Source organism: Roseateles oligotrophus, assembly GCF_025717515.1.
In the GTDB taxonomy this organism is placed as follows: domain Bacteria; phylum Pseudomonadota; class Gammaproteobacteria; order Burkholderiales; family Burkholderiaceae_C; genus Paucibacter_A; species Paucibacter_A oligotrophus.
The window spans coordinates 70237-86222 of sequence record NZ_JAJIRN010000010.1 but is presented as its reverse complement, the minus strand read 5'-3'; the positions used below and the strand labels follow the sequence as shown (position 1 = coordinate 86222).

Here is a 15986-nt window from a genome sequence, read left to right as displayed (position 1 = left end):
TTGCAATGAAAAGCAACTTCAACTCCCCCGCCTCCCGCCGCGCCTTCCTGGCCCAGGCTGCTCGCTATGCCGGCCTAGGCGCTGCGGCGCCGATGGCGATGAATCTGGCCGCGCTCGGCAGTGCTAACGCACAAACCGCCGGGGACTACAAGGCGCTGGTTTGCGTGTTCTTGTTCGGCGGCAATGACGCCTTCAATATGGTCTTGCCGACTGACACCGAGTCCTGGGCCGCCTACAGCCAGGTGCGCAATCAAGCGCCCGAGTCGATCGCGCTGTTGGCGCCCGGCACTGCCCCGCAGATGAATGCCGGTGCGGGCTCGCCCGAACGGCTTGGCGGCGTGCTCGCCATCAACCCCATCACCTCGCAAGGCCGCAGCTTCGCCCTGCATCCGAGCATGGGCGGCGTGCGCGACCTGTTCGCCGCCGGGCGTTTGGCGGTGCTGCCCAATATCGGCCCCTTGGTGCGGCCAACGACCAAGGCGGATCTGAAGATCGCCAGTTTTGCGCGGCCGCCGGGTCTGTATTCCCATAACGACCAGCAGTCGACCTGGCAGTCGCTGACACCCGAAGGCGCGACGGTGGGCTGGGGTGGGCGCTTTGCCGACCTCTTGATGGCGGGCAATACTCAGCCCATCTTCAGTGCCGTCTCGGCCGGCGGCAATGCGGTGTTTTTGAGTGGCAAGCAGGCGCTGCAGTACCAGATCAGCACCCGTGGCGCGATCCGTATCGGTGGCAGCGACAGCAGCTTGTTCGGCTCCACCACGGCGCTGGAGCGCATGCGCACCGTGATGCGCGGCGGCCGCAGCAACGACCTGATAGCGCGCGATCACGCGACCGTGGTCAGTCGCTCGCTGGCGGCCGAGGCCTTGATCGGTAGCGCCTTGCCGGCCGCCAATAGCGCACCCTATGGCACGCCCGGCCTGGCCAATGGCGCAGCCGACCCGCTGCTGCAATACGACAACCCCTTGACCGGCGCCAAGTCAACTAACTCCTTGGCTCAGCAGTTGCAAGTGGTGGCACGCACCATGGGCGCACGCAGCGCCTTGGGCGCGGGCCGGCAGGTCTTCTTCGTCAGCCTGGGTGGTTTCGATACGCATGACGGCCAGAACCGCGCCCAAGCCGACTTGATGGCCAAGCTCTCGCAGGCCTTGGCCTACTTTGACAACACGCTCGGCGCCATGGGCCTGCGCAACAGCGTCACCACCTTCACCGCGAGCGACTTTGGCCGCACCTTCACCAGCAATGGCGATGGCACCGACCATGGCTGGGGCAGTCACCACTTCGTGATGGGCGGCGCGGTCAAGGGGCGCGAGTTCTACGGCAAGTTCCCGGTCGTCGGGGCCAAAAACGCCAAGAACAATGACTTCGACAGTAGCCCCAACCAGCTCGGCAATGGCAGCCTGCTACCGGAAACCTCGGTCGAACAGCTCGGCGCCACGCTGGGCCGCTGGATGGGGGTGTCGGACAGCAATCTGGCCGACATCTTTCCGAATCTGAAGAACTTCGACGCGGCCAAGCGGGACTTGGGGTTTATGGCCTGAGCCTACTCAAGCACCCGCAGAATCTGCTCGCCATAGGCCTCCAGTTTTTTCGCGCCGACGCCGCTGATGCCGCTCAACTCGTCGAGGGTCTGTGGATGCAGACGGGCCATTTCGGCCAGCGTGACGTTCTGAAAGATCACATAGGCGGGCAGGCTGTGTTCCTTGGCGACCTCGGCGCGCCAGGCCTTGAGCTGATCGAAGCGAGCCTGCGCTTCCTCATCCAACTCGATCGGCGCCGCGCTGCGGCCGGCACCTCCCGGCTTGCTACTGCTACTGCCGCCACGCGCCAGCTTGCCCTTTTTCGGCGCCACCGTCGGCACGCGCAAAAGCAGTTGCACCTCGCCCTTCAAGACCGCGCGGGCGCTGTCGGCCAGGGCCAGCGTCGTGTATTCGCCCTCGGCGACCACATGACCCAAGGCGATCAGCTGGCGCAGCACGGCGCGCCATTGCTGCTCGGGCAGGTCGGCACCAACCGCCCAGGTGCTCAAGGTCTGATGGCCGTACTGGGTGACCTTGTCGGTGACCTTGCCGCGCAGCACGTCGATCAAATGGCCGGCGCCGAAACGCTGGCCGCCGTTCTGGTGAAAACGGTAGATGCAGCTCAAGAGCTTGCGTGAGGCGTCGGTGCCGTCCCAGGTGGCCGGTGGGTTCAAGCAGTTGTCACAGTTGCCGCAAGCGGTGCTGGCTTCGCCGAAGTAACCGAGTAGCCGCACGCGCCGGCAATCGGTCGCCTCTGCCAGCGCCAGCAAGGCATCGAGCTTGCCGCGCTGGCCTTTTTTGAACTCTTCACCGGCCGGGCTTTCGTCGATCATGCGGCGCTGGTTCACCACATCGGCCAGGCCGTAAGCCATCCAGGCCTCGGCCGGGGCGCCGTCGCGGCCCGCACGGCCGGTCTCCTGGTAATAGCTCTCGATGTTCTTGGGCAGATCCAGGTGCGCGACGAAGCGCACATCGGGCTTGTCAATGCCCATGCCGAAGGCGATCGTCGCGACCATCACCACGCTGTCTTCGCGCAGGAAGCGGTCCTGGTGGCGCTGGCGCACCGCCACATCCAAGCCGGCGTGATAGGGCAAGGCCTTCAGGCCCTCGCCCTCCAGCCAGGCGGCGGTTTCTTCGACCTTTTTGCGGCTCTGGCAGTAGACGATGCCGGCGTCATCCTCGTGTTCGTCGCGGATGAAACGGAGCAACTGCTCGCGCGGCTTGTCCTTCTCGACGATCGCATAGCGGATGTTCGGCCGGTCAAAGGACGAGATGAAAATCTGCGCTTCTTCCAGGCGCAGCCGTTCGATGATGTCGGCACGGGTCAGGTCATCGGCGGTGGCCGTCAAGGCAATCCGCGGAACCTCGGGGTAACGTTCATGCAGTAGGCTCAGAGCCAGATAGTCGCTGCGGAAGTCATGCCCCCATTGGCTGACGCAATGCGCCTCGTCGATGGCGAATAGGCTCAACAAGCCGCGCTCATGCAGCGAATCCATTTGGGCCAGGAAGCGCGGGTTGCTGATGCGCTCGGGCGCGGCGTACAGCATCACCAGGCGGCCGCTCATCATCTCGCGTTCGACATGGGCGGCCTGCTCGCCGGAAAGCGTCGAGTTCAAAAAGGCCGCATGCACGCCGGCTTCTTCGAGCGCGCCGACCTGGTCATGCATCAAGGCGATCAAAGGGCTGACGACGACCGTCACGCCCTGGCCGGCGCGGTGACGGGCGATCGCCGGAATCTGGTAGCAGAGGCTTTTGCCGCCGCCGGTAGGCATCAAGACCAGGGCGTCGCCGTTGGCGCTCACATGATCGACGATCTCGGCCTGAGCACCACGGAAAACTGGGTAGCCAAACACCTCTTGCAAGATGTTTAGGGGGGATGATTTTTGCGTAAGCTGGCTCATGAGTCGCCCCATTGTCCAGGAGAACCCGCATGAATTCGCAGACCGACCCCAGCATCGACAAGTCCGCTGACAAAGTTACCGAGCTGCGCCAGAAGCTGATCCGCAACTTCTTGGAGATTCCGCGCGAGCGCTTCCTGCGCGAGCCGGTCTACGACAGCATGGTCGGCGGAGTGTCCGAGGGCACCGTCGCGCGCAAGCTCGGCTGCGGGGTTGACACCGTGCCACCCGGCAAGCAGAGCTGCCCTTATCACTTCCACCACAGCCAGGAGGAAATGTTCGTTGTGCTGGAAGGCTCGGGTACCTTGCGGGTGGCTGGCGAGATGCTCGCCATCAAGGCCGGCGATGTGATCTTTATTCCCTGCGGTCCCGAGTATCCGCATCACATCATCAACACTTCGGACGCCGAGTTGAAATATCTGTCGATCAGCACGCAAGACCGGCCCGAGGTCTGCGAATACCCGGACTCGGAGAAAATTGCGGTCTTCTCCAAGGGCCCCGCCTTTATCCAGCGGCGCGATAACACCTTGGATTACTGGGACGGCGAACGCTGAGGCAAGGCTGGCAGCGAATTTTCTACTGCGCGATCGCCAGACGTCGTTGGCCGGATGCTCGAAATCCTCACGTACAGGGAGTACGTTCCGGTTTCTGTGCTCCGTCCGCCTAGTCTGACGACCGCTCGCTACGAAAACTTCACTGCCGAGCTGGCGCAGCCGGAGCGGCTGGTGGCGCGGGCATTGCTGGCATTGCCGGCAGCACCGGCGGCGCTTTCCGGTCGCCGCGCGCAAGCACCTTGGCAATGCCCGAGGTCGTCCGCGACACCGTGGGTTGGCCCCAGTAGGCAATTTGCCCAACGCCGGAGATATCCAGATTCAGCTTCTCGCTGACCCACAGTTCGGCGTTGCCGATGCCGCTGATTCTGACATTGGCGGTGTGGGCCTGCAGGTCTTCGGCCGCCAACCTGCCTTTGCCCGAAATCTTCAAGTCCAGCAGATTGACCTGCCCGCGCAAGAAACCTTCGCCGGCGCCGGAGATGCTGAATTCCAGCCGCTCGGCGTTCAAATCGTCAAAGCGGGCCGAGCCGGCGCCGGACAGTTTGATGAGCAAAGGGCCGGCCTTGAACTTGGCGGGGGCCTGCAGGTCACTGGCCCCGGAGAGCACGAGTTCCTGCAACTGCCGCACCGTCACCTCGACCTGCAGGCGCTTGGCTGGCCAAATCTTCCAGCCCGTGTGGCTGCGGAAATCCAAGCGGCCTTGCGCCAGGGTGACCGTCACACCTTCTTGCTCCTGGGCGTCGCCAACGATGAACAGCTCGTCTGACTCGCCCTGCAGCAGCCTCACATTTGCCGAGCCGGCCAGCTCGATGCGCTCGAACGGCCCCGGCGTATAGAGGCGGCCCTCAACGCCTTGCCTGACGACAATTTTGGCTTGAGCCTGGCCGAAGGCGCTGCTTGCCAACAGCCCAAGCAAGCAGCCCATGGCGATTGCTAATTTGTTCATATCGATTGCTCCCGAAGTTTTTTGGAGACATCCCGGTTGGCGGTGAAGCGCGAACCATCTTGCATTTGCACGATCAATTGCGAGTTCTCGTCCGGTGTCATCGAGACGACAAAGTCGAGGTTGACGATGCAGCTGCGCTGCAGTTTCAAGAAGCGCTGCGGGTCCAGGCGCTGCTCGAACGAGGTGATGGGCAGTCGCACCAGAAATTGCTTGCCGGCACTGGCCACCGCGGTGTACTTGATGTCGGAGCGCAGGTACTCGATCGCGTCTACCTGCAGCGGAAAGATCTTGCCCTGGTCGCGTACCAGGATGCGCGTCAAGGGGCTGCTGTCTTCGGCCGCCGCTGCGACCGTGCTGCTGATCTGAGCGCTGCTAACGACGGAACGCAGCGCATGTTCAACCGCTTCGTTGAAGCGCTCCTGTGTGAAGGGTTTGAGCAGGTAGTCGGCCGCGTGCAGCTCGAAGGCGGCCAGCGCGTGCTCGTCATAGGCGGTGGTGAAGATGACGCGGTGCTCGCCGCCGTCCTGCGTTTCCGCCAGCGTGCGCAAGACCTGCAAACCGGTCATGCCGGGCATATTGATGTCCATGAAGATCAGGCCGGGCTGCAAGCGGCGGATCTCGGCCAAGGCCGAGAGGCCGTCGGCGCAAACGCTGACCAACTCCAGCTGCGGCAGCTGCGCCACCCACTCGGCCAGCGCCTCGCTGGCGAGCGGCTCGTCTTCGGCAATCAAGGTGGTGATGCGTTGAGTCATGTGAGTCCCCTTGCCGACGGAATACGTCGCCAACCCCCCGAGGGGGGCAAACAACTTGGGGCGGCCCGGCGTTTGTTTGAAGTCATTGCGGTATCCAGATATCGACGCGGAAACCCGCGCCGGGTGCGGTGTGAATCTGCAGGCGGGCGCGGCCCTCGTAGTCGAGTGCGAAGCGGCGGCGCAGCGCGCCCAGACCGATGCCTTGGCGTTGTGTGGGGGCTTGGCTTGGATCCAGCCTTGCGGGCTCGCAGCCGGCGCCGTCGTCTTGCACCGTCAGCACCAAGCCTCGAGTCAGCGCATCGCGGCGTGCGGCGATGCCGATGGTGCCGCCGCCGACGCTGGGCGCGATGCCATGAGCTATGCAGTTTTCCACCAGCGGTTGCAAGGTCAGCGGCGGGATCTCGTCGTCCAGCGTTTCCTCGGCGATTTCCCAGTCGAGGCGCAGGCGGGCGCCCATGCGCAGCGTCTCCAGCGCCAGGTAGTCGCGCACAAAATCCAGCTCCTCGCGCAGCGTGACGCGGTCGGCCACGCCGCGCTTGCTGTCGAGCACATAACGCAGCATGTCCGAGAAGCGCATCAAGGCGGTTTCGGCCGCCTTGGCATCTTTGCGCGTCAAGGCGATCAGCGAATTCAGGGTGTTGAACAAGAAATGCGGATTGAGCTTGCCGCTGATCGCTGCCAGCTCGGCCCGCGCCAAGGCGCCCTCGGCCTGCGCGGCCGCCAGCGCGCTGGTGCGGGCCTGTTGCGCGCTCAGCACGGCCGTGAAGCCGGTCGCCAGTGGCATATAGACGAACAAGCCGGTGATGGTGCGCCACAGCGCCGCTTGCCTCAGCGTGGCATGCGCATGTTCGGGGCCGAACAGCAGGCTGGCCAGAACGAAATCGGCCATCAGCCAGAGGGCGCTGAAGAGCAAGGCGGCCATGGCGTGCAGGCCCAGCAAGGCCAGCAAGCCGAGCTGTGCCCGGTGCAGGCGCCGCACCCAGGGGTAGACGGCCACGCCCAGCAGCGTCGGGCCCCACAAGCTCATGCTGGCCTCATAGACGGCCGACCAAACCTCCCAGGCGCCCTTTTTGTAATCGGTGCCGGCCAGCACAAAGAGCGACCAGGTCACCAGGCAAATGCCGGCATAGGCGAGCCAAAACCGGCTGCGGCTGCTGAGGCCGGCCTTGGGTTTGGGTTTGACTATCTGGGTGTCCATGGCGCCATCTTAGGCAGGCCGGTGCCGCCGACCGCCGAGCGGGCGATCATTTGCGGGAAATGGGGGCTGTTGTGCGGGCTGCCGGGATTGGGGGATCAATGCCGATGAGGCCCGCGTGCGTCCATGCGAGTCAGCAGCTTGGCATCGATCTGCTCGAAGCGCAGCAAGGCCCCGCCGCGTTTGTCTGCAAAAGCCTGCGCGCCGGCGGCATCCGCAAAGGCCGGCAGGTTGCCGGCGCGCATCGGGCCGAGCGCGTCGGAGCCCTGCACATAGATGGCGGTCTCGGCCCTGATCAAGGCGCCGCTGGAGGCGTCGGTCACATAGCTGGCGCCGATCTCGGCGGCGTTGCGGCCCCGGCTGAAGCGGGCCACATCCTGCAGATAGATGAACAGCGACAGCGGCGAGTCGAAGAACTGGGCCTCACCGTTGTCGGCAAAGATCACTTGCGCGGCCCACTCAAGCGAGCGCGCCGGGAACATGCCGCAGACCGGGCAACGGGCATGCGGCGGCACTGCGCGCGCCGCCAATAGATCCAAGCCTGAGCGCGGGTCGTAAGGGGTAGGCGGCGCGACCAGGCAGACATCGCCGGGTGGCGCCTCGGCCGGAACCGAGGGACGACCGGGCAGCAGCTGCAAGCTGCCGGCCAAGGCCAGCGTCAGCAATGACGCCCAGGCCAAGCGCCCGAACCGGCCGAGCCCTGGCGCCGAGGGCGAACAGAAATTCAACATCCAGCCCTACATCTTGCTGTCGTGCAGCGCGCCGCCGCTGAGGTCCACCATCTCGGGCTTGATCTCGGCGTAGCGCAGCACGCGGCCGCCCCATTGCTTGGCGAAGGCCTGCGCTTCGGCCTCTTGCGCGAAGCTGGCGATGGTCGGCCCCATCGAGCCATGGCGTTTGCTGCCCAAGACGTAGATGCCGGTCTTGGCGTCTATCCAATGGCCACGCGGTTGTTCCCAATCAGCCTTGCCCATGTCCTGCACAAATACGCCGGCAATGGCGCGCACCTGCTCGGGCCGCAACAGGGTGTTGAACAACTCGACCGTGTCGCAGAAGAACATCGGTGCAGCCACGCCGACAAAGTGGATCTGTGCCTTCGGGCCGGGGTAATCGGCCAAGAGCATGCCGTCAAGATCGCAGGTGGTGCGCGGGTCGATCTCGAGCGCCACCAGCGGCTTGGCCTCGTCCTGGCGGCCGCAGCCGCCGAGTGCGATGGCTGTGGCGGCCGCGAACAGCAAGAGTGAACGACGGCGATTGATGTTTGTCTTCATGTTTTGAATCTCCAGCGAGCCAAGGCGAGCGGCACAACAATCCAGGCCCCCATCACCAGCGCCATCAACCAGGGCTTGGCCAAGGCGGGCGGCACGATGCTGGCGAGGCCGTAGAGGCGGCGCATATCGTCGAGCGAAAAAATATTGAGAATGCGGAACACATCGGCCGGGTTGAGCAGCAGCAGATAGGCCAAGGCCTCGCCGCCAAAGTCGCCGCTGCTGGCGACCAAGGCGCCGAGCAATAACAGGTCAAACACCAGCACAAAGAAGAACCACAAGGCGATGGCCATGCCGGAGGCGCGGGTGCGCTCGCGGCTCAAGACCGACAGCAAGACCGCCAGGCTCAGAAAGGCCAGGCCCAAGAGCGTGCTGCTGAACATAAAGCCGAGGTAATGGAACAGGCCGGCCCAGCCGAATTGGCTGTACAAGAGCCCGGCGACCAGCGCAAAGCCGCCCAGCGTCGACAAGGTCAGCGCAGCGGCCAGGCCCAGGTATTTGCCCAAGAGCAGTTCCAGCTTGGTGATGGGCAGGGCCAAGAGCAGGTCGAGCGAGCCGCGTTCGCGCTCTCCAACAATGGCATCAAAGCCGAGCAGCAGCGCGATCAAGGGGATCAGATAAATCACCAGGCTGACCAGGCTGGCGATGATGAATTCGATCGAGCGCGGGCCGACTTGGCCGCTGCTGGCGCCGCCGAAATAGGTGATCACCAGCGAGAAGGCGGTGAACACCAGCGCCACCGCCAAGACCCAGCGGTTGCGCATGCGGTCGCGGAATTCTTTGGCCGCCAGGGTCAGGATTTGACTGAGTTCCATACTAGTTCTGGGCCTTGCCGAGTTCAAAGAAGAGATCCTCGAGCGAGGGCTCGGTGATGCTCAGGTCCAACAGCCTGGCGCCCAGGCCGGTGGCGACGCCCAACACCGCCAGCTTGGCCTCGCGGGGGCAGTTGACGCTCAGGCCAAGCGTTGAACTGCTGCATGAGACGCCGCTCAGTTCGCTCAGCGATTGGCGGGCGAATACCGCGTCCACCTCGCTCAGGCGCAGCTCAATCTGCAAAGGGGCTTGCTGCTGCTCGCGCAGACCTTGCACGGTGCCCAAGGCCTGGATGCGGCCGGCCACCATGATGGCCAGACGGTCGACCCGCTCCTGCAGCTCGGCCAGGATATGCGAGGTGATCAGAATAGTCACACCGCAATCGCGCAGCTCGCGCAAGATCAGATAGAAATCGCGGATCGCCTGCGGGTCCAGGCCATTGGTCGGCTCGTCCAGAAACAAGACCTGCGGCTTGCCCAGCAAGGCCTGCGCGAAGCCGAGCCGCTGCCGCATGCCTTTGGAATATTCGCGCAAGGGGCGGCTGCCGGCATGGGCCAGGCCAACGCGTTCCAGCGTCGGTGCGCATTGTTTGAGATCGGCGCCCTTGAGCTTGGCGAAGAACTTGAGCGTCTCCAAGCCGCTGAGGTTGTCGTACAGCACCACGTTCTCGGGCAGATAGCCCAAAGATCGGCGGGTCGCGCGAAAGCCCTTGCCGGCGACCGAGCCGCCGTTGATCAAAATCTCACCGCTGCTGGCCGGCGTTAGCCCCAGCATCATCTTGAACAAGGTGCTTTTGCCGGCGCCGTTATGGCCGATCAGGCCGAAGATCTCGCCGCGCTCAACGCGCAGGTCAACGCCGTCCACGGCCTGGATGGCGCCGTAGGTTTTGCTGACGGACCGCAGCTCTATTGCAGCCCCGGCTCTTTCATCGTTGGAAATGTTTGTCACGCCATTCATACCATTGCTTGTTGCTGGGCTGCATGCGCGGGGCCGGATCGACCACCGTGGGCACACGCAAGACCGGAAATTGTTGACCGACCAGGCGCAGCGCCTGTATCGCGGGGCTGGCCATCAGCAGCTTGACGCTCGGATGGCGCCAGCTCAGCCGGTCGACCATGTCGTTAGCTTCATAGGGCACATCGCCGACGCCGTCGCCATTGCGGTCCCAGCCGAGGTAGTTGCTCCAATGATTGCCCGAGTTTTTTCCCCAAGTTTCATCCCGCGCGCCGACATAGCGGATCTGCTCGCGGTTGCCGATGAAGTCATTGCCCTCGACGATATTGCGGGTCGAGCCGGCCGACAGGTGCACGCCGACATGGTTGTCCACCACCAGATTGCCCTTGAGCGTCGCGTACTCGACGTCGTAGATGAAGAAGCCGCGGTTATTGCCGGCGATCACATTGTTCTCGACCACCGAGTCCTGCAGCGTGCGCAGCATGATGCCGTGGTCGCTATTGCCCCAGGTGCGGTTGCCGCGCACGATCTGGTTGCGCACTTCCATCAGCGCCAGGCCGCCACGGTTGTAATAGCTGTCGTTGTCCTCCCACAGGTTGTAGTAGGAGTTCATGTAGTGGCTGCCGTAGCGGCTGTGGTGCAGCTTGTTGCCCTTGAAGATCGCGTGATGGCTAACGTCCACATAGAGCGCATCGCGGACGAAGCCGATATTGTTGCCGGTGATGCGGGCGCCGTCGGTGTTGTAGAGCTGGATGCCGTTGCCGCGCTGCGAGCTGTTGAGCTCGCGCTTGCCGGTGATGATGTTGTGCTCGATGCGCACATCATTGGCTTTCTCTATCCACAGGCCGAACAGGTTGTAGGTCAGGTCGTTATGGCGCACCACGGCGCGGTGGGCGCCGGGGCGCAGATAGATGCCGGCGTTCTGATCCTTCAGGCTGGCGCCCGAGTCGCGCACGATCAGGCCTTCAATCGTCACGTCCGGCGCGGTGACGCGAATCGTGTCGCCCTGGTTGCCGCCGCTCAGCGTCGGGCGATTGATGCCGCGCAGCGTCAGCGCCTTGTCGACGGTGAAGTTGCCGAGATAATGGCCACGTTCGATTTCGACGGTATCTCCTGGCTGTGCGCTGTCTATCGCTTGTTGCAGGGCCGCACCCGGCGCGACGCGAACGGTCGCGGCCTGCGCGCCGAGCGCCGCACCGAGCAAGAGCAAGAGCAGGGCCAGCAGTCTCATAGCAGCAGCCCCAGCGTCTTCAGACTCAGGAACAGCACGGCGCCGATCAAGAGGTTCTTGAAGCCGACATAGCTGAGCATGTCCATCACATTGGCATAACGGTAATTCGCCTGCCACCAAGGGCCGTCCTTGACATAGCGCTTACCCGACAGGCGGATCAAGACCTCATAGACGCTCCAGCCGAACCACCAGCTCAAAATGGCGCTTTGCGACAGCCGGCCGGTGCCTGCCAGCACCCAGGCCAGCGTGGCAGCGATAGCCAGCGAGAAGCCGGCGAATTGCAGCGCCTTCTGGGTTTTCCAGTTGTCGCGACTCCAGGGCCAGAGGTGGTCGACCAGCTCTTGCCAGAGCCAGCTCAGGCCTTTGGCGCCGGCCTTGTGGCTTGGCGCGACCGGATCGGTCGGCATGCGGGGATCTGGGCCGTTAGCGACCTTGGGATTCATCATCACCAGCGGCTCGATCGGAATGTAATAGCCATCGCGCCCGATCGGCGTGATCAAGAGCCCGTCGCGCTCGCGCCGCTTGCGCTCCTTGGCCAAGGGCGGGCAGCCTTTCGTATCGGTATAGAGAATCATGCAATCCAGGCAATGCAGGCATTCGCGATGGTCGATGCGGCCGGCCGCATCGATTGCCAGCGAGCCGCAGCCGACCGCGCAGGCCTTGCAACTGTTGCAGTCTTGCTTGCGCTTGAGACCGAACCAGCGGAAGGTGCTGGGCATGGCCAGCGCCGCGCCGAGCGGGCAGATGTATTTGCAATAGGGCCGCTCGATGAACAGCGAGCTGCCGAGGATCAGGCACACGAACAGACCATAAGGCCAGGCCCGGTGCGTGATGCCGACCAGGAAGGTGGTCTTGAACGGTTCGACCTCGGCGAGGATTTCGGCCAGCCCCATCGAGAACATCGACACCGTCAACAGGCCGAAGAAGATCGAGTACTTGACCCATTTGAGGCGGTGATGCCATGCCGCCGGCAGATGGCCCTGGAAGCGCTTCAGGCCGATCTTCTCGCCGAGCTTGTAGATCGCCTCCGAGAGCGAACCGAACGGGCACATCCAGCCGCAGAACAGGCCACGGCCGAACAGGAAGACGGTCAGGATGATGAAGATCCAGAACACGAAGATGAAGGGGTCGGTCAGGAACAGCGACCAGGTCCACTGGAAGAGCAGCGAGTGGAACCAGGTCAACACCTGCGTGATCGAGGGCTGCGCCATCGCACCGAAGCCGACAAAGCCGATGCTCAGCGCCCAGGCGCTGTACTTGAAGGCGTTGACCGGCCATTTGTTCTTGTGCGTGGACATCCGCGTCAGCTTTTCGCGCAAGGCGTAGACCACGGTCACCATCAGAAGCAAGGCGACGAACAGACTGATCTCGACCGCGCGCGTCTTCCACACCTGCACCCAAGGCGCGGCGGCTTCCTGCAGAGCCGGGCGGCCGCCTTGCAAAAGGCTGTCATCGAGCCAGATCTTGGCGTCGAAACTGGTGAAGCTGCGCGTGCCCGTGGCGCGGTCGACGCGGTTGCCGAGGAAGGATAATTTCCAAGGATAGGCGGCCGAGAATGATTTACCGCGGATGATGAAGATCGCCGACTCATTGAAGCTCGGCGCACCGGCCGCTTCGAGGCCGTAGAGGTTCAGATAGTCGAGGTCGCGGAAGGTGAAACTGTCCGCGCCTTGCTTGACCTGCACGCGGTCATAGAGCCCGCCGCGCACAAAGCCCGAGCCCTTGAAGGACTCGATGCCGGCGCTGCGCACGACGAAGAAGGCATGCTCGCCCGGCTTCAATTGCGCATGCAGTTTTTGCCAGCTGTGGGCGCCGATCAGGCTGCTGCCGACATCGGGGTGATTCAGGTCTCCGAACCAGAGTTCGATGAAGGGCTCCGCGCTACGCTCCAGCCCGACCTGCTCCGGCTTGACTCGCAAGGTTTGCACGGCGCCGAGTTTGACCAACTCGGCCCAGCTGTAGACCTGACCCTTGCCCGCATAGTTGGCGGGCTCACGCAGGGTTGGCGCCAGGATGCCGACCTGACGCGCCACCGCCTGGCCCGAGGCCAGCATGACTTGGTTCTGGGCGATCACGGTGACGGTGGCGCCCGAGATCGCGTCCAGGCCCAGCACGCCTTCATCGGGGCGTGACTGGCCGACCTCGATCTTGTCGGCGACCGACTTGCCGAGGTATTGCGCATTGAATTTCAGCAGCGCCGATTCGGGGATGCCCAGCAGCAGGATCGGCTCGGAATGCTTGAGCACCTGGGTGCCGACGAAATGGCCCGTTCGGTCCATGCCAATCAGCGTGACCACCGGCTTGCCCGAGTAGGCGGGCGTGTCGGTGATGTCGGTGGACAGCATCACATAGCCGAGCAGCGCCTTCTTGCCGTCGGGCTGCGGCTCGCCGTAGGCCTCGACATAGGGCGGCGAGCCGAGGCGCTCGGAGAAGCTCTTGGCGCCGGGGAAAACGGCGGCGCAAGGCAGGATGGCGCACATGTCCTTGGCGGTGTGCAGGTCGGCTGGCAACTGGGCCTCGTAAGCGCCCGCCTGTGCGGTGTGCGCGCAGAGATTCAGCAGTAAAAAAAGAAATGCGGCCAGGTAGAAATCTACCTTGGCCGCCAAGTTCCGACATTGCAATTTCATCTACTCTTTCTGACGTGCAGGGGAGGCAGCGGCGGGGCTCGAGTCCGCGCGCTGCCTGGGTCTCAGCGGCTTAGGCCTCGACGATCATCCGCGTACGCATTTCCAAATGCAAAGCGTGGCAGAAGTGGGTGCAATAGCACCAGTACACACCGGGCTTGTCGGCCACAAAGGTGACCGAGGCGGTCTCTTGCGGATTGACGATGAAGTTGACGTTGTGCTTGGGGATCGCAAAGCCGTGCGTCAGGTCTTCGATCTTGTCCAGGTTGGTCAGCGTCAGCGTGACGATGTCGCCCTTCTTGACCTTGAAGTCACGCAGGCTGAAGGCCGGCGCCTGGCTGGTCATCTTGACCTCGACCTTGTTGCCCTTGCGGAACACGCCCGAGTCTTTCGGGTCCTTGATGGCGTTGGGGAAGTCGTCGAGGTTGTAGACCTGCTTGGGGCTCAGCAGTTCGCGCTTGAAGATGATGAAGTCATGCGGCTCGCCGCGCACCGGGTGGTCGGCCATCAAGACCATCTTGTCGCCGGAGATGTCGATCAACTGCTCGTTCTCCGGGTGCAGCGGGCCGACCGGCAGGAAGCGATCCTTGGAGAACTTGCAACCCACGGCCAGATACTTGCCGTCCGCGGCGCGCGTTTCCGACTGCGAAGCGTTCAGGTGGCCCGGCTGGTATTGCACGTCGATGCGGTCGACCACGTACTTGGCGCTCTTGTCGCCGGCGTGGAACTTGATCGCGGCTTCGAGGTTCCACTTGACCACCTGGCTGTCCAGGAACAGCGTGGTGTAGGCATTGCCGCGACCGTCAAAGGCGGTGTGCAAGGGGCCCAGACCCAGCTCGACCTCGGCCACGATGGCCTTGTCGGCGGAGTCCAGCTTGCCGTCGAAGTAATCAAGCACCTTGGCGAGCTCGATGATGGTGCCGGTGGGCGAGAGCTTGCCGGCGCAGATGAAGTACTTGGCGTCCGGGCTGGCGTTGACGCCGTGCGGGTTCTTGGGCACCGAGACATAGGCGGTCAGCGCGGTCTTGGCGTCCTTGTTGGCGGCATGGGTGCCGTCCACCACCGGCACCTTGGAGTCGCCATAGGTCTTGAACTTGCCGGCCTTGACGGCTTCTTCGATGCGGGCGATGTTGAAGAACAGGCAGGCGTCGCGCTCGGCGGACATCATGTCCTCGTACTTGGCACCCATCTCGGTGTTGTACTGGTTGGTCGCCGCCAGCTTGCCGTCATAAGAAGTGGCGGTGAGGTCGCAGTTGCCGTCGATCAGCACTTGCCAGCGCACTTCCATGCTCTCGGCATCGACGCAGGTGAACAGCGAGCGATAGGTGCTGGCGTCGTCCGAGCCGATATTGGGCAGCGGGGTCGAGAACTCACCGCCGCAGAAGACCCGGGTGGTGTAGTTGATCTTGGGGTCGACCGGGTCGGCCTTGTCCGGAAAGATGCCGTGGAAGCCCTGCACATTGGGCAGCTCGGTGATCTTGTCGCAGACGAAGTAGTCGAGCCGGATGCGCGCGATGCGGCTGTTGATCTTGTCGTTGATCCAGGCGTAGCGGCCGTCGTAGTTGCCGTCTTTGTAGGAGGCATGGGTGTGGTGGGTGTCCGCGACGCTGTAGCGCAGGCTGCCGTCGGCCTTGGTGCCCATGATCTTCTTGGACTCATTGGTGTGGCCCCAGCCGACCAGCGCATCCGGCACGAAGCAAGGAATGCGGGTGATCTCGCGGCCGGACGGCAGGCCCAGCACGCGCATATCGCCGGTGTGGCCGCCGCTCCAGAGGCCGTAATAGGTATCCAGCTCGCCCGGCTTCAGGTGCGCAGCACTGCCGGCGCCACCGGTGTGGGTGGCGGGTGCGGCGCCGGAGGCGGCCGGCGCCACGGCGGTGCTCGACTTGTCGGTGCAAGCCAGTGCGCCCAAGCTCATGCCGGCCAGCGCGGCGCTGTTGATGAAACGGCGGCGGCCCAGGCCGGTGCCGTTTTCAAGGCTGTTTTTGTCTTTTTCGTTCATGGTTTTCCTCATCGGGTTTGGATTGGGTTCGAGGGAGGTCCGTCCGCGCGCTGGTGGCGACGGTTTCGAGTAGGGCGGAGCCGGGTGAGTGAGTCGCCATGCAGCGGCGCTGCGGCCAAAGCCATCAATGGCCGTACCCACACGCAAGCGCGCGGGCGGCGACTGAATCGGTGGAATGGCATGGGGCTGGATGGCTGCTGAAAATGGATGAACGAATGGTTCTCCAGTA

At 63.7% G+C, this 15986-nt stretch carries 13 protein-coding genes; 2 read left to right on the top strand and 11 right to left on the bottom strand.

What is annotated here, in order from left to right; all coding sequences use genetic code 11:
• Window positions 1-5 precede the first annotated feature (5 nt).
• Complete coding sequence (locus tag LNV07_RS21275; RefSeq protein WP_263573203.1) at window positions 6-1541, top strand: DUF1501 domain-containing protein; 1536 nt, start codon at window positions 6-8, stop codon at window positions 1539-1541.
• A 2-nt stretch (window positions 1542-1543) separates the two neighbouring features.
• Here LNV07_RS21275 and recQ read toward each other — a convergent pair whose 3' ends face one another.
• Entirely contained in the window at window positions 1544-3421 is a 1878-nt protein-coding gene (gene recQ / locus LNV07_RS21270) for a DNA helicase RecQ (RefSeq protein WP_263573202.1), read from the bottom strand.
• A 29-nt stretch (window positions 3422-3450) separates the two neighbouring features.
• Between recQ and LNV07_RS21265 the strand changes: the two genes are divergently transcribed.
• On the top strand, window positions 3451-3972 hold the full coding sequence (locus LNV07_RS21265; protein WP_263573201.1) for a cupin domain-containing protein: 522 nt from the start codon (window positions 3451-3453) through the stop codon (window positions 3970-3972).
• Between the two features lie 139 nt (window positions 3973-4111).
• Here LNV07_RS21265 and LNV07_RS21260 read toward each other — a convergent pair whose 3' ends face one another.
• From LNV07_RS21260 to nosZ, 10 genes are all read right to left on the bottom strand, one after another.
• A complete protein-coding gene (locus LNV07_RS21260; protein ID WP_263573200.1) occupies window positions 4112-4918 on the bottom strand; it encodes a head GIN domain-containing protein in 807 nt (268 codons plus the stop codon).
• Entirely contained in the window at window positions 4915-5670 is a 756-nt protein-coding gene (locus tag LNV07_RS21255; protein ID WP_263573199.1) for a LytR/AlgR family response regulator transcription factor, read from the bottom strand. The genes LNV07_RS21260 and LNV07_RS21255 overlap by 4 nt, the downstream gene beginning before the upstream one ends.
• An 82-nt stretch (window positions 5671-5752) precedes the next feature.
• Window positions 5753-6868, bottom strand: a complete 1116-nt coding sequence (locus LNV07_RS21250) for a sensor histidine kinase (protein WP_263573198.1) — start codon at window positions 6866-6868, stop codon at window positions 5753-5755.
• A gap of 95 nt (window positions 6869-6963) precedes the next feature.
• Window positions 6964-7596, bottom strand: a complete 633-nt coding sequence (locus LNV07_RS21245) for a nitrous oxide reductase accessory protein NosL (protein WP_263573197.1) — start codon at window positions 7594-7596, stop codon at window positions 6964-6966.
• Between the two features lie 6 nt (window positions 7597-7602).
• Complete coding sequence (locus LNV07_RS21240; protein WP_263573196.1) at window positions 7603-8136, bottom strand: nitrous oxide reductase accessory protein NosL; 534 nt, start codon at window positions 8134-8136, stop codon at window positions 7603-7605.
• A complete protein-coding gene (locus LNV07_RS21235; protein WP_263573195.1) occupies window positions 8133-8948 on the bottom strand; it encodes an ABC transporter permease in 816 nt (271 codons plus the stop codon). Before LNV07_RS21235 ends, LNV07_RS21240 begins: the two co-directional genes overlap by 4 nt.
• A gap of 1 nt (window position 8949) precedes the next feature.
• Window positions 8950-9903 carry an ABC transporter ATP-binding protein gene (locus LNV07_RS21230; RefSeq protein ID WP_263573194.1) on the bottom strand — a complete coding sequence of 318 codons (954 nt, stop codon included), beginning with the start codon at window positions 9901-9903 and terminating at the stop codon, window positions 8950-8952.
• The gene (locus LNV07_RS21225) at window positions 9872-11131 is read right to left on the bottom strand and encodes a nitrous oxide reductase family maturation protein NosD (protein WP_263573193.1); all 1260 of its coding nucleotides are present in this window, start codon (window positions 11129-11131) and stop codon (window positions 9872-9874) included. Before LNV07_RS21225 ends, LNV07_RS21230 begins: the two co-directional genes overlap by 32 nt.
• A complete protein-coding gene (locus LNV07_RS21220; protein WP_263573192.1) occupies window positions 11128-13758 on the bottom strand; it encodes a NosR/NirI family protein in 2631 nt (876 codons plus the stop codon). Before LNV07_RS21220 ends, LNV07_RS21225 begins: the two co-directional genes overlap by 4 nt.
• Before the next feature lie 70 nt (window positions 13759-13828).
• A complete protein-coding gene (gene nosZ / locus LNV07_RS21215; RefSeq protein WP_263573191.1) occupies window positions 13829-15757 on the bottom strand; it encodes a TAT-dependent nitrous-oxide reductase in 1929 nt (642 codons plus the stop codon).
• Window positions 15758-15986 lie beyond the last annotated feature (229 nt).

Excerpts from the sequence above, each read along its gene's own strand:
- LNV07_RS21275 (WP_263573203.1), top strand. The coding sequence starts at position 6 with ATGAAAAGCAACTTCAACTCCCCCGCCTCCCGCCGCGCCTTCCTGGCC.
- recQ (WP_263573202.1), bottom strand. The coding sequence starts at position 3,421 with ATGAGCCAGCTTACGCAAAAATCATCCCCCCTAAACATCTTGCAAGAG.
- LNV07_RS21265 (WP_263573201.1), top strand. The coding sequence starts at position 3,451 with ATGAATTCGCAGACCGACCCCAGCATCGACAAGTCCGCTGACAAAGTT.
- LNV07_RS21260 (WP_263573200.1), bottom strand. The coding sequence starts at position 4,918 with ATGAACAAATTAGCAATCGCCATGGGCTGCTTGCTTGGGCTGTTGGCA.
- LNV07_RS21255 (WP_263573199.1), bottom strand. The coding sequence starts at position 5,670 with ATGACTCAACGCATCACCACCTTGATTGCCGAAGACGAGCCGCTCGCC.
- LNV07_RS21250 (WP_263573198.1), bottom strand. The coding sequence starts at position 6,868 with ATGGACACCCAGATAGTCAAACCCAAACCCAAGGCCGGCCTCAGCAGC.
- LNV07_RS21245 (WP_263573197.1), bottom strand. The coding sequence starts at position 7,596 with ATGTTGAATTTCTGTTCGCCCTCGGCGCCAGGGCTCGGCCGGTTCGGG.
- LNV07_RS21240 (WP_263573196.1), bottom strand. The coding sequence starts at position 8,136 with ATGAAGACAAACATCAATCGCCGTCGTTCACTCTTGCTGTTCGCGGCC.
- LNV07_RS21235 (WP_263573195.1), bottom strand. The coding sequence starts at position 8,948 with ATGGAACTCAGTCAAATCCTGACCCTGGCGGCCAAAGAATTCCGCGAC.
- LNV07_RS21230 (WP_263573194.1), bottom strand. The coding sequence starts at position 9,903 with ATGAATGGCGTGACAAACATTTCCAACGATGAAAGAGCCGGGGCTGCA.
- LNV07_RS21225 (WP_263573193.1), bottom strand. The coding sequence starts at position 11,131 with ATGAGACTGCTGGCCCTGCTCTTGCTCTTGCTCGGTGCGGCGCTCGGC.
- LNV07_RS21220 (WP_263573192.1), bottom strand. The coding sequence starts at position 13,758 with ATGAAATTGCAATGTCGGAACTTGGCGGCCAAGGTAGATTTCTACCTG.
- nosZ (WP_263573191.1), bottom strand. The coding sequence starts at position 15,757 with ATGAACGAAAAAGACAAAAACAGCCTTGAAAACGGCACCGGCCTGGGC.